At 71.4% G+C, this 12,763-nt stretch carries 11 protein-coding genes; all 11 read right to left on the bottom strand.

The features are described from left to right. Positions 1-62: 62 nt before the first annotated feature. Genes TSO221_RS05405 through TSO221_RS05355 form a run of 11 tightly spaced genes read right to left on the bottom strand, consistent with a single transcriptional unit; the run spans position 63 to position 12,639 of the window. Positions 63-2,351 carry a tetratricopeptide repeat protein gene (locus tag TSO221_RS05405; RefSeq protein WP_109117458.1) on the bottom strand — a complete coding sequence of 763 codons (2,289 nt, stop codon included), beginning with the start codon at positions 2,349-2,351 and terminating at the stop codon, positions 63-65. A gap of 9 nt (positions 2,352-2,360) precedes the next feature. Beyond that, entirely contained in the window at positions 2,361-3,275 is a 915-nt protein-coding gene (locus TSO221_RS05400; protein WP_109117457.1) for a transketolase C-terminal domain-containing protein, read from the bottom strand. A gap of 3 nt (positions 3,276-3,278) precedes the next feature. Continuing rightward, entirely contained in the window at positions 3,279-4,106 is an 828-nt protein-coding gene (locus TSO221_RS05395; RefSeq protein WP_109117456.1) for a transketolase, read from the bottom strand. 40 nt (positions 4,107-4,146) lie between these two features. Next, positions 4,147-5,142: a GDP-mannose 4,6-dehydratase gene (locus TSO221_RS05390; RefSeq protein ID WP_109117455.1), complete on the bottom strand. Its 996-nt coding sequence runs from the start codon at positions 5,140-5,142 to the stop codon at positions 4,147-4,149. 50 nt (positions 5,143-5,192) lie between these two features. Further along, positions 5,193-5,849 carry a class I SAM-dependent methyltransferase gene (locus tag TSO221_RS05385; RefSeq protein ID WP_109117454.1) on the bottom strand — a complete coding sequence of 219 codons (657 nt, stop codon included), beginning with the start codon at positions 5,847-5,849 and terminating at the stop codon, positions 5,193-5,195. After that, on the bottom strand, positions 5,849-6,763 hold the full coding sequence (locus tag TSO221_RS05380) for an NAD-dependent epimerase/dehydratase family protein (protein ID WP_109117453.1): 915 nt from the start codon (positions 6,761-6,763) through the stop codon (positions 5,849-5,851). The genes TSO221_RS05385 and TSO221_RS05380 overlap by 1 nt, the downstream gene beginning before the upstream one ends. A 29-nt stretch (positions 6,764-6,792) precedes the next feature. Beyond that, positions 6,793-8,094, bottom strand: coding sequence for a UDP binding domain-containing protein (locus TSO221_RS05375; RefSeq protein WP_109117452.1), 1,302 nt, complete (start codon positions 8,092-8,094; stop codon positions 6,793-6,795). After that, entirely contained in the window at positions 8,091-9,023 is a 933-nt protein-coding gene (locus TSO221_RS05370) for a Gfo/Idh/MocA family oxidoreductase (protein ID WP_109117451.1), read from the bottom strand. Before TSO221_RS05370 ends, TSO221_RS05375 begins: the two co-directional genes overlap by 4 nt. Beyond that, the gene (locus TSO221_RS05365; RefSeq protein ID WP_109117450.1) at positions 9,020-10,585 is read right to left on the bottom strand and encodes a PfkB family carbohydrate kinase; all 1,566 of its coding nucleotides are present in this window, start codon (positions 10,583-10,585) and stop codon (positions 9,020-9,022) included. The genes TSO221_RS05370 and TSO221_RS05365 overlap by 4 nt, the downstream gene beginning before the upstream one ends. 51 nt (positions 10,586-10,636) lie before the next feature. Further along, on the bottom strand, positions 10,637-11,635 hold the full coding sequence (locus TSO221_RS05360; RefSeq protein ID WP_109117449.1) for an NAD-dependent epimerase/dehydratase family protein: 999 nt from the start codon (positions 11,633-11,635) through the stop codon (positions 10,637-10,639). Next, positions 11,632-12,639 carry an SDR family oxidoreductase gene (locus TSO221_RS05355; protein ID WP_199229391.1) on the bottom strand — a complete coding sequence of 336 codons (1,008 nt, stop codon included), beginning with the start codon at positions 12,637-12,639 and terminating at the stop codon, positions 11,632-11,634. Before TSO221_RS05355 ends, TSO221_RS05360 begins: the two co-directional genes overlap by 4 nt. Positions 12,640-12,763 lie beyond the last annotated feature (124 nt).

Below are 12,763 nucleotides of genomic sequence, written 5' to 3'. Positions count from 1 at the left end.
GTGTGCGACGCCGGCCTGTGTGCGACGCCGGATGGGCCGCTGTCAATGACGTGCGGCCCCCGTCACGCCCCGAAGCGGCCGGCCAGATGCTCGTCCCACAGGCGGCGGTAGACGGCTTCCAGGTTGCGGGCGAAGCGCGGGGTGTCGAACAGCGGGCAGGTGTCGCGGTTGGCCTCCAAGCGGGCGCGCAGCGCCCGGCGGCGGCCGGGGTCGCGGGCGAGGTCCAGCGCCAGCGCCTCGTACTCCGCCAGGGACCGGGTGATCAGCTCCGGCACGCCGGCGTTGGTCAGCAGGCTGGCGGCGACGCGCGCGGGGAAGGTGTCGCCCATCAGCGTCACCAGCGGGCAGCCGACCCACAGGCTGTCGCTGGTGGTGGTGTGCGCGTTGTAGGGCCAGGTGTCGAGGAACAGGTCGGCCAGCCGGTAGCGCGCCAGATGGCGGGCGAGCGGCACGCGGTCGGCGAACACCACCCGGGCCGGATCGATGCCGCGCGCCGCCGCCGCCTCGGCCAGCCGGCGGTCGGCGAGGTCGTCGGTGTGCAGCAGCCACAGCACGCTGCCCGGCACCGCGTGCAGGATCCGCATCCAGGCGTCGAAGGTCTCGGGCAGTATCTTCGGGGCGTGGTTGAAGCTGCAGAAGACGACGCCGTCTTCGGGCAGCCCGCACGCGGCGCGGGTCGGTGTCTCGGCGGCGACCGGGCGCTTGCGGTCGTTCGGCTGGTAGCAGTCGGGCAGGTGGATCAGCCGCTCGCTGTAGAAGGGCTGCTGGTCGGGCGGCACGACGATGGGATCCACCAGGATGCCGTCCATGAAGTCGGCGCCCGAGGTCCCGGGATAGCCCAGCCAGTTGAGCTGGATCGGGGCGGGGCGCAGCGCCAGCACGTCGAGGCGCGCGTGCCGGGTATGCGCGGACAGGTCGACCAGGATGTCCACCCCGTCCTCGTGGATGCGCCGCGCCGCGTCGAGGGCACTCAGGTCGCGGATGTCGGTCATGCGGTCGAAGCCCGCCTCGATGCGCCGGCGCAGCGGCTGGCCCGCGGCGTCCGGCCCGGTGGAATAGCCGAACACGCGGAAGCCGGCGCGGTCGTGCTCCTCGAACAGGCCGACGATCAGGTGAGCGACGGCGTGGTCGCGGAAGTCCCCCGACTGGTAGCCGATGGTCAGCCGTTCGCGCGGGCCCGGGCGGCGGGCGAAGCGGATTCGCTCGCGCAGGCCAGCCGGCAGCGCCTTCAGCTCGACCTCGCGCATGTGGTTGACGGCGCAGCGATGCTGGTCGGCGGCGGTGGTCGGCAGGTAGAGGAAGGCGAGCGGCGGCAGCGCCCGGTCCTGCCGGCGCACGCGGTCGATGAGCGCGCGGCAGTCGGACTCGAAATGGCGCCAGTCGCAGTAGGTGAACTTCTGGACGATCTTCTCCCACGGCGGGTCGAAGCCGGGGTCGAGGCGCCAGGCGCGCTCGTAGCAGGGCACGGCGTCCACGAGCCGCCCCTGCCGCTCGTGCATCATGCCCAGATTGTAGTGCGCGCGGGCGTCGTGCGGGGCCAGCGCCACCAGGCGCGCGAACTGCGCCTCGGCGCGGGGGTAGTCGAACCGGCGCTCGAACGCGCGGGCGAGGCCGTCGCGGGCGTCGGTGGCGCCCCGGTCGGACATCACGGCGCGGGCGAACCAGACTTCCGCCTCCTCCGGACGGCCGCGGTCCAGCAGGGTCTCGCCGAGGCCGCGCAGGCACGTCGTGTCGCCGGGGGTGCGGGCGAGGCCGGCGCGGTAGACCCGCTCCGCCTCCTCCGCCCGGCCGAGGCGGCGCAGCAGCAGGCCGGCGTTGGTGTAAAAGACCGCGGTGTCGGGGCTGACCCGGATCGCCGCGCGGTAGCGTTCGGCGACCTCGGTGGCCGGAACGGTATCACCCGGCAGCAGGCCGAGCTGGAACAGCGCCGTCTCGTCGGCCGGGGCGAGGGCGAGGGCGGCGCGGAAGGCGGCCGCGGCCTGCCCGGCCCGGCCGCACTGCGCGTGGACGAGGCCGACGCCGACCAGCGCGTCGGCGCGCCGGGGATCGAGCGCGAAGGCGATGGCGTGGCTGTCCGCGGCCTCCTCCGCCCGACCCATCCGGCGCAGCGCGAGGCCGAGCGTCTGGCGGATCTCGGCCGAGCCCCCGTCGGCCGCCACCGCCTGCCGCAGCCAGCCCACCGCCCCCGCCGCGTCGCCGCGCTGGAGCGTCAGGACACCCAACAGGCGCAACGTCTCGGGGTGGTTCGGAACCGCCTGCAGGATCTGCCGATAGACGGCCTCCGCTTCCCCCAGGCTGCCGGCGTTGTGCCGGGACAGCGCGTGCTGGAGGGCTTCCTGCAGAGTCGTCATGGCGCCACCTTAGAGCAGCGCCGCCGCGATGCGCTCCGCCGACAGGCCGTGCTCGGCCAGCAGGTCGGCGTGGCTGCCGTAACAGTGGATGAAGGCGTCGGCCAGCGAGAAGGCGTCGAGCCGGCAGTGCGCCCCGGTCTCCTGGGCGATCGCCTTGACCTGCATGCCGAGGCCGCCGTTGGGCGCGCACTCCTCGATCACCACCACGTGGGCGAAGTCCTTCAGCGCCGCCTCGACCCCGGCGCGGTCGAGCGGCTTCACGGTGTGCACCGACTTGACGCAGACGCTGCGGCCGGCGGCGGCGAGGCGGTCGGCCACCTCCAGCGTCATGTCCATGATCGCGCCGTAGCTCAGCACGCAGACGTCACGGCCGGGACGCAGGGTGCGCAGGCGGCCGAACTCCCACGGCTCGGGCGCGTCGGCGGTCAGCACCGGTTCGCCCGCCTTGGCGAGGCGCAGGTAGACCGGCCCCTGCTCCTGCGTGGCGCACCAGCGCGTCGCCGCCTCTGCCTCCAGCGGGTCGCACGGGGCGATCACCGACAGCCCCGGCACGGCGCAGGCCAGCGCCACGTCCTCCTGGGCGTGGTGGGTGGCGCCCAGCGTCGAGTAGGTGACGCCGCCGCCGATGCCGACCACGGTCACCGGCAGGTTCTGGTAGCACAGGTCGTCGCGCACCATTTCGAACGGTCGGTACAGCGCGAAGGTGGCGATGGTGTAGGCGAAGGGTTTGAGGCCGCGCTGCGCCATGCCGGCGGCCATGCCGATCATGATCTGCTCGGCCACCCCGGTGTTGACGAAGCGCTCCGGAAACTCCTCGCGGAAGCGGGCGATCGAGCCGGCCGGCGAGATGTCGGCGACCACGATGCACAGGCGCGGGTCGTCCTTGGCCAGATCGTAGAAGACGTCGGCAAAGCGGTTGCGCACGGGTCAGTTCTCCTCGATCTCGGCCAGGGCGCGGCGGTATTCCTCGGGATTGGGCGAGCGGTAGTGCCAGATCGGCACGTGCTCCATGTAGGACACGCCCTTGCCCTTGACGGTGCGGCAGGTCACCAGCATCGGCCGGTCGCCACCGGCGCGGCCCTCCACCGCCTCGACGATGGCGCCGCCGTCGTGGCCGTCCACCTCCGCCGCCTCCCAGCCGAAAGCGCGCGCCTTGTCGAGCACCGGGTAGAACGCCCGGTGCGCCTCGCTCATGCGCTCCAGGCCGGAGAAGTCGTTGTTGTCCAGCAGCACGACGAGGTTGGACAGCCGCAGGTTGGCGGCCATCATCATCGCCTCCCAGGTGGAGCCCTCCTGCAGCTCGCCGTCGGAGAGCACACAGAAGATCCGCACGCCGGTCTTCTTCAGGCGCTCGGCGTAGGCCTGCCCGACGGCGATGCCAAGCCCGTGGCCGAGCGAGCCCGTCGAGGCGGCGATCCCCGGCACGCCGTAGTCGGGATGCGCCCCCAGCCGGCCGCCCGGCTTGCAGTAGAGATCGAGGTCGCGGCGCTCCAGCACCCCCATCTCCTCGAGGATCACGTACTGGATCATGCAGCCGTGCCCCTTCGACATCAGGAAGACGTCGAGGGGAGCGCCGTCGGCGCCGCGCCGCATCAGCCCGTTGTAGGCGGCGTCGGTGATCTCCGTGCAGGAGAAGGCCGGCGCTACGTGCAGCGCCGACACCTGCTGCGAGATCTCCAGGATGCGCCGCCGGTAGGCCCGGCAGCGCGCGCGCGCCGCCGCGCGGTCGAAGGCGTTGGAGACACGGTGCTCCATGGAGCGCTCCCTCGGGGGTTCTCGGGGTACAGGGATCGGGTCAGGCCCGCAGCACGTAGTCCGTCGGCCAGTCGCGGATCTGGTCCAGGTAGCGCCGGCCCCACTCGACCATCTCCGCCAGCCCCTCGTCCCAGCCGATCTCCGGCTCCCAGCCGGTATCGCGCTTGAGGGCGCTGGAATCGAGCCAGTAGCGGGAATCCTGGCCGAGGCGATCACCGGTTACCTCGCACAGCTCCTCGAACGGCATGCCGAGCGCGCCGGCGCAGCGCTCCACCACCTCGCGGATCGAGGTCGGCAGCGCCGGCCCGGCGTTGTAGACGGTGCCGAGCGGCGCCTTCTCCGCCACCAGGTGGATGGCACGGCCGAGGTCGCGGGCGTGGATGTAGCTCTTCTCGGCGCGGCCGCCGCCGTGCAGCGGCAGGCGGTTGCCGGTCAGGCCGCACCAGATCGCCTTGGGAATCACCCGGTGCAGCAGCTGCCCCGGGCAGTAGGCGTTGGACGGCCGGATGATGTTCATCGGGAACTTGAGGAACTTGTGGATCGACAGGAGGTGCATGTCGAAGGCCACCTTGGAGGCGGCGTAGGGCGAGGACGGCTTGATCGGCTCGTCCTCGGTGACCGCGTGGTCGACCGAGCCGTACATCTCCGAGGTGCCGATCTGGATGAAACGCTCCAGCCAGTCGCGCTTCATCAGCTCCTCGCTCAGCCGGGCGAGCGCCATGGAGTTGGTCTCGAAGAAGCGCCAGCTGTGCTTCCAGCTCACCGCGCCCTCGCCCTGGGCGGCGAAGTTGACGATGACCTCCGGCTTCTCGCGGTCGAGCAGTTCGAGCAGCAGGTCGAGTTCGTGGGTGACATGGCGGGCGTGGTACTCGTAGCCCGGCTGCTTCTCGATGTTCAGCGAGAAGGGCTCCGGCCGCAGCGGGTTGCGGCCGATGCCGATCACCTTGCGCGGCTCGGCGTGCCGGAGCAGGTAGAAGGCGGCGTGGATGCCGAAGCTGCCGCCGCCGCCCAGGATTGCATAGGTCTTGCCAGCCATCGCGGAACTCTTTCCCTTGGTTTGTCGTGTCGGCGCGCGTGTTCCGCCGCCTATTCGATGATCGTCCAGTAATGGTCGCCGGTGTAGCCCGCCTCTTCGAACACGGCGATCCAGCCCGCGGGGTAGTCGTGGAACTCCGCGGTGAGCACCCAGCTCTCGAAGAGCTCCTTCTCCTCCGGCGTGCGGTAGCTGTCCACCTGCACGAAGGCGCGCCCGCCCGACAGGCGCTGGATCTCACGCATCGCCCGCACGGCGGCGGGGCGGGTCAGGTTGTGGATGGTGTTGAGCGACAGCACGCAGTCGAAGGCGCCGTCGGCGAAGGGCAGCTTCTCGGCGGTGCCCAGGTGCAGTCGGCCGGCCAGTTCGGGCGGGGCGTTGGTGATGGCGTAGAGCGAGACGTCGAGCCCGAACGCCTCCAGCCCCGGGCACTCCAGCATCAGGTCCTTGACCAGGAAGCCCTTGCCGCAGCCGACGTCGAGCACCCGCATGCCGGGCTTCAGGCCGAAATGCGCGATGATGTCGCGCGCCACCGCCCGCCAGCGGCCGTCGTAGCGGTAGCCACCGTAGCCGTACTCGCGCGGACCGTCCCAGTACATCTCGCCGTAGGTCTTGGCGACGGCGACGACCGCCGGGTCCTTGGCGTCCTTGCGCTTCTGGATGTTGCGCTTGGCCTTGGGCAGGGAGGCGAGGAGGTCGATCTCGGCCATCAGGGGGCTCCTTCGGTGGGCGCGGCGGTGGACGCGGCGCGCAGCTGCCGCTCGACGCGGGCGAGGCCCTCGGCCAGCGGGGTCATTTGCAGGTCGGGGAAGGCGGCGCGGATCGCCGACACGTCGAACGGCCGGTAGCCGTTGTGCGGCATCGGCCCGCTGCGCGGCGTGCCGCGGATCGGCACCTCCCGTCCGGCGGCGGTGGCCACCATCTCCGCCACGGCGCGGAAGCTGTGCACGGCGCCGCTGGCCACGTTGAGGCTGCCGGTCGAGCGATGGCGGAGCACGCACGCGGCGATCTCGGCGATGTCGTCGACCAGCACGTGGTCGCGCCGCTCCTCGCCCTCGCCGAACAGCACGATCTCCCGGCCTTCGTGGACGAGGCGGCGGAAGCGGTTGGGGCCGTAGCCGTTGTGCGGGTCGCGGGCGCCGTAGACCAGCGTCGGGCGCAGCGTGGCAAGGGGCGCGCCGGCCTCGGCGGCGAAGGCCAGTTCGCGGGCCAGGTGCATGGCGCCGTGCAGCGAGTCCGGAGCGCGCGGCGAGGCCTCGGTGAGCGGCACCGGGCCGTCGGCGAAGACCGCGTCGGAGCCGATGTTGACCACGTGGGCGACGCGCACCTTGGTCAGCGCCCCCAGCATGGCGCGCACCATGACCAGATTGTCGGCCAGCATCGCACTGTTCCTGCAGGGCGCCAGCGCCGACACCGCCACCAGGCTGTCGTCGGAGCGCAGGTGCCCGGCCAGCCGTTCGGCGGCGTCGGCGGCCAGCAGGTCGACGTCGGTGCGGCTCAGCGCCAGCACCGGCACGCCATCCGCGGCCAGCCGTTCGGCGACGGCGCGGCCGATGAAGCCGCCGGCCCCCAGAACCACCACGCGGGCCGGCGGGGCGGGCGCGACAAGGGAATGGGTGAGCATCGAACGGCCTCCGGTCAGGGTGCGGGCGGTCAGCCGCGGGCGGTCAGGGGCGGGCGCCCCAGGGTGTGGTACTCGAGCCCGGCGGCGACCGCCGCCTGCGCGTCGAGCACCGCGTAGGGGTCGAGCACCAGCCGGCCGGCCATCGCCACGGCGAGCGCCTTCGGGTCGAGGGCGCGGTAGGCCGGCCACGGCGTCAGGATCGCCAGCGCGTCGGCCCCCGCGGCGCAGGCCAGCGGGTCGGCGCAGCCGGCGGCGTCCCGCCCGGCGGCGGACGCCGGCACCACCGGGTCGTGCAGCCGCAGCCGGGTGGCGGCCGGCAGCTGGGCGATGGTGGCCAGCGACGGCGAGTTGCGGGTCGAGTGGGTGTTCTCCTTGTACGCCAGCCCGAGCACCGCCACCGTGGCGTCCGGCCGGGCGTCGAGCAGCTCGCGGCGCAGCGTCCGCGCCGCCCAGTCGCGGCGGTGCCGGCTGTTGGCGATCCAGGCGTCGACCACGCCGGCGTCGGTGCCGTGCTCGGCGGCGAAGCGCTGCACCGTCGCCAGGTCGCGCTCCAGGTTGCCGCCGGCGATGCCGAGGCCGGGCGCGAGGTAGCTGTACGGGCCGATGCGGCGGTCGAGCTTGAGCGACGGCACGATCTCGCCCCACACCGCGCCGACGTGCTCGCACAGCTCGGCCATGGTGTTGGCGACGGCGATCGACGCCACCAGGCACATGTTGATGGAGATCTTGGCGAGCTCCGCGCTCTCGTAGCGCATCGGCAGGACCGGGCAGCCGAAGGCGCCGAGCACCGCGGCGAAGCGCGGGTCGAGCGGCCGCGCGGGATCGGCGCAGCCGACGATGTAGCGCTCCGGCTCGCTCGCCCGCTGCACGGCGATGCCGAACACCAGCGTCTCGACCTGATAGTACAGGCGCTCGGGCGGCAGCACCGCGAGGGCGCGGGTGAAGCCGGGGGGCACCTGGCAGAGCACCACCATCACCGCGTCCGGGCGCAGCGCCGCCGCCACCCGGTCGATCAGCGCGCGGATGCCGGCCAGATCGCTGCGGCCCTGCTCGTCGGTGGGCACGTCGGGGGCGATGTAGACCACGTCGCAGCGCCCGAGGTCGGCCACGTCGGCGGTGAAGCCCTGGCGGCCGCCGTTGCCGGCGACGAGCTCGTCCAGGCCCGGCTCCACCACCGGCAGCCGGCCCGCGCGCAGGCGCCCGACCAGCGCCGCGTCGGGGTCGTAGCAGACCGTCGGGAAGCCCTTGCCGCACACCGCCGAGGCCGAGACCAGGCCGAGGTGCGTCATGCCGGCGAAGCCGACGGTGGGCAGGGCGGTGCTGGCGGTCATCGTGCGGCCTCCGCGCCGAGGCGGCCCAGGCAGCGCTGGAGCCAGAGGTCGTTGGACAGATCGGTCGGGGCGCCGGCGGCCACCCGATCCTTGAAGTGGGCGTACTCGGCCGCCCAGGTCGGGTCGTCCTCGACCAGGGTGGTGCGGGTCTCCGGCGGCCGGCCCGAGGGCAGCACGCGCACCCGGTGGGTGAAGCTGGCCGGCCCCCACTTGCACAGGCTCTCGATGTGGGCGGTGCCGTTCTCGGCCAGGATGTCGCAGGTGAAGTGGTTGCGCCACATGCACAGCGTCATTTCCAGCTCGATGCGCGGCACGCCGCCGCCGGCCGCGGGGCCGTTGTCGATCACCACATGGTCAGGGGCGCGGTTCTCGAAGCGGTTGGCGGCGATCAGGCGGAAGCCGTCGGGCAGGTCGCCGAACCAGAACCGGCACATGTCTAGCAGGTGCGAGCCGAGGTCGGGCAGCACGCCGGCCCCCTGGTCGCGCCACTCGCTGTCGCGCACCAGCCGCGCCGTGCCGTTGCCGTAGAACGCCCGGCAGGAATAGATGCGCCCGAGCGCGCCCGAGGCGATCAGGTCGCGCATGGCGACGAAGTGCGGCTCGAAGCGGTGGTTGTAGGCGGTGCAGCAGACGGCGCCGTGCGCCCGCGCCAGCCGCTCCAGCCCGGCGATCTCGTCCGTGCCGGCGGTCCACAGCGGCTTCTCGACCAGCACGTGCTTGCCGTTGCCGAGCAGGTGGCGCAGCAGCGCCGCCTTCGGCTCGTCCGGGGTGCAGACCAGCGCCGCGTCGTAGTCGGCGAGCGGCACCTCCTCGACGGCGCGGTAGCGGGCCTCCGGGTGCACCGGGTCGACGGCGGCGACGAAGTCCGCCCCGGCGTGCTTGCGCCGCTTGTGGCCCTGGATGCCCAGGCCGACGACGATGACCCTCACGCGGGGTTCTCCTCGAAGCGGGCCTCGCGCTCGACGCGGTCGATCTTGGCCATCAGGTGCTGCGGCGTCACCGGGATGTTGCCGTCGAACTCGCACTCGCAGGCGGCCGCCATGCTGCCGAGGATGGTGGCGACCACCGCGTTGCCGCCGGCCAGCATGGCCAGCGTCGAATAGGCGAGCAGCGCGTCGCCGGCGCCCACCGGGTCGACCACCGTGTCGGCGAAGCTGTCCACCACGAAGAAACTGTCGAGCGCCTCGTGGTCGGCCGTCCGGCAGGCCAGCACGCCGCGCGCGCCGAGCTTGAGGATCAGCAGCTTGCACTGCGCGGTGTCGTAGAGCAGCGAGGCCAGCGGCCGCACGCCGGAATCCTGGTCGGCGAGCGCGAAGCGGGCCTCCCGCTCGTTCGGCGTGATGAGGTCGAAGCCCTTGAACTCGGTGATGTTGCCCCAGCGGCTGGCGACCTGGCTGTCGGCGACCTTGAGGACGCCGTCGGGGATCGCGTCCACCAGCGTGGGGATGGTGCGGCGGTTGAAGAGGCCGTGCCGGAAGTCGGAGAACACCACGGCGTCGGTCGGCCGCTCGCGCACCGAGCGGGCGAGGTCGTCCAGGATCGAGTCCGAGATCGAACGGTTATCGAGCGTGTCGATCTTGAGCAGGCGGTAGCCGCCGGCGACGATGGCGTTCTTGTTGACGGTCGGGCGGGTCGGGTCGATCACCGCGCGCACCTCGACCCCGGCTTCGGCCAGCCCGTCCAGCACGAAGGCCTTGAGCGGGTCCTCGCCCAGCACGGTGGAGAACACCACCTCGGCCCCGGCCGCCTTCATGTGCTTGGCGACGATGCCGGCCCCGCCGATGTAGTGGGACTGGTTCTCGAACAGCACGCTCATGGTCGGCGTCTTGGTCTGGCCGCCGATCATCGCGCAGTGGGTGTAGGAATCGACGATGGTGTCGCCAACCACGTGGACCCGCTTGCCCGCCATGCGGTCCAGCGTCCGGCGCAGGTCGTCGAAGCCGATGCCGGCGCGGTCCATCAGCGTCAGCAGCTTCTCCAGCCACAGCTGCGGCGGGGCTAGGTTGATCAGGTTGCTGGAGGAGTAGACGATGTCGCCCGGCGTGAAGATGATCTGGCCGCCGTAGCCCTCGACGACCTCCAGCTCCTCGCGGGTCTTCGGGTGCATCTGCCCGCTGGCGTTGTACTCGTACCCCTTGGCGAAGTAGTCGGGCCGGATGATGCCGAGGTTGGTCAGGGGCTTGTCGTTCTCGTCGATGACGACGTAGTCGACCATCTCGAACGCCGCGAGATTGAGGGCGCGCAGGTCCTGCGGCACGTGCGGGCGGTACTTGCCCTTGTCGATGTGCCGGTCGGCGGTCAGGCTGGCGATCAGGATGTCGGCCTTGCTCTTGGCGAACAGCAGGTGCCGGACGTGGCCGGGGTGCACGATGTCGAAGACCCCGTGGCACAGGATCGCCTTCCTGGCGCGGGGCAGGGGCCCGAGGATTTCCCGCAGCTCCTGCGCGGTCTTGATCTTGTGTCCGTACTGCGCGGTCAGGGACGACGTCATCTTGCCATCAACCGATACTGTGGGTGGTCATCAGGAAGGAAGGGGACGGCGTCACCCCTGGCGGCCGAGATGCTCGAACCAGGTCTTCGTCGCCACGGCGATCGAGGCGGGGTCCCACAGCGGCGCGTCCTTCCAGTCCTCGATGCGCGCGGCCATCCGGGCGACCCCCTCCTCGAACGGGACCGTCGGCTCCCAGCCCAGCCGGGTGCGGATCTTGGTGATGTCGGCGTGCGTGCAGTCGGGCTCGCCCGGCCGCTTGGGAACGTAGACCACCTCGCCGCCGAGCAGCGCGACCAGCCGGTTGACCGGCTGCGGGTCGCCGGCGCCGACGTTGAAGCGCTCGCCGACGATGTCGGTCTCGGCCGCCGCCAGGAAGGCGCGGGCGACGTCGCTGGCGTAGATGAAGTCGCGCCGCTGGGTTCCGTCGCCGACCACGGTGAACGGCTTGCCGGCCAGCTTCTGACGGAAGAACACGCCGAACACCGCGCCGTAGGCGCCGGTGGTGCGCACCCGCGTGCCGTAGGCGTTGAAGATGCAGATCGCGTTCACCGGCAGGCCGTAGACCTTGTGCCAGTGGAACGCCGCCTGCTCGCCCTGGTACTTGGACAGCGCGTAGGGGTACTGCGGGGCGATCGGGTGGTCCTCGCGGGTCGGCGTGTCGGCCAGCCCGTAGCAGGACGAGGACGCGGCGTAGACCAGCTTGGCCACGCCGGCGTGGCGGGCGCACTCCAGCACGCGCACCGTGCCCTGCACGTTGACGTCCATGTACTCCACCGGCCGCTCGATGGACGGCACGATGTCGCCGATGCCGGCGAAGTGGAAGACGTACCGCGCACCGGAGAAGATCGCGTCGTCGTGCTCCAGGCCGCGGATGTCGGCCCAGCGGCACTCCAGGTCGGGGTTGCCGGCATGGTGGGCGAGGTTGTCCCGGCGCCCGCCCGACAGGTTGTCCACCACCCGCACCCGGTAGCCGCGGTCGAGCAGCAGGTCCACCATGTGGCTGCCGATGAACCCGGCTCCCCCGGTGACGACGGCGATCGGCTTGCTCATGCGGCGTTCTGCTTCTTGAGCAGGCGGACGTTGTAGTACCAGTCGTTGCTCATGCTGTCGGGCAGCTTGCCGGCGCGGAAGGCGCGGCACAGGTCGCGGATCGCCTCCTCGATCGAGTGCTTCGGCTGGAAGCCGAGCACGCGGGCGATCTTGTCGGAGTTGATGTGGTAGGAGCGGTTGTCGTCCGACGGCGTGATCGCCAGGTCGATCGGCGGGCGGCCGGGGAACTCCTCCTCCACCACGCGCTTCACCAGGTGCGCGAGGTCGAGGATGCTCATGTTCTGGAAGCCGACGTTGAAGATCTCGTTGGCGATCTTGGCGTCCGGGGCGGTCAGCAGCAGGCGCACCGCGTCGATGTAGTCCTGAATGTGCAGGTTCGGGCGCAGCTGGTCGCCGCCGAACACCAGGATGCGGTTGTTGGTGACCGCGTGGTTGGTCAGGATGTTGACCGACAGGTCGAGGCGCTGGCGCGGGGCGTAGCCGCACACGGTGGCCGGGCGGAAGACCACGCCGACGAAGGATTCGTCGGTGTGCTTGAACAGCCGCGGCTCGCACATGCCCTTGTACTTGTTGTAGAGCGTCAGCGGCACCAGCGGGTGGGTCTCATCGACGTCCGGGGCGTCGGACACGCCGTAGACCGAGCTCGAGGAGGCGTAGACGAAGCGCTTCACGCCCGCCGCCTTGGCGGCGAGCACCATCGGCTCGAAGGCGTCGAGGTTGATGGTGGTGGACAGCGCCTCGTCCAGCTCGAAGCTGGCGTCGTTGGAGATGCAGGCCAGGTTGACCACGGCGTCCTGACCCTGCAGCGCGGCGCTCAGGCTGGCGGTGTCGCGGATGTCGCCCTTGATGACGCGCAGCCGCGGGTGGTCCTTGGGCAGGAAGTGATCGCCGAAGAACATGATGTCGTAGACGGTCACCTCGTAGCCGTCGTCGAGCAGAGCCGGAGTGAGCAGGCTGCCGACGTAACCGGCACCGCCGGTGATCAGGACCTTCTTGAACTTCATGGCGATCTTGTTCCTGTGGAGAAAATCTCGTAAGAACGGCTTCGCGGACAATGTCCGGCACGTCGCCGTGCCGCGGGCGATCCGGTGGGCGAGGTGTACGCTGTCTCCTTCCGGCAGGCAAGAC

Source organism: Azospirillum sp. TSO22-1 (genome assembly GCF_003116015.1).
In the GTDB taxonomy this organism is placed as follows: domain Bacteria; phylum Pseudomonadota; class Alphaproteobacteria; order Azospirillales; family Azospirillaceae; genus Azospirillum.
This window is presented reverse-complemented; position numbering and strand designations above follow the sequence as displayed.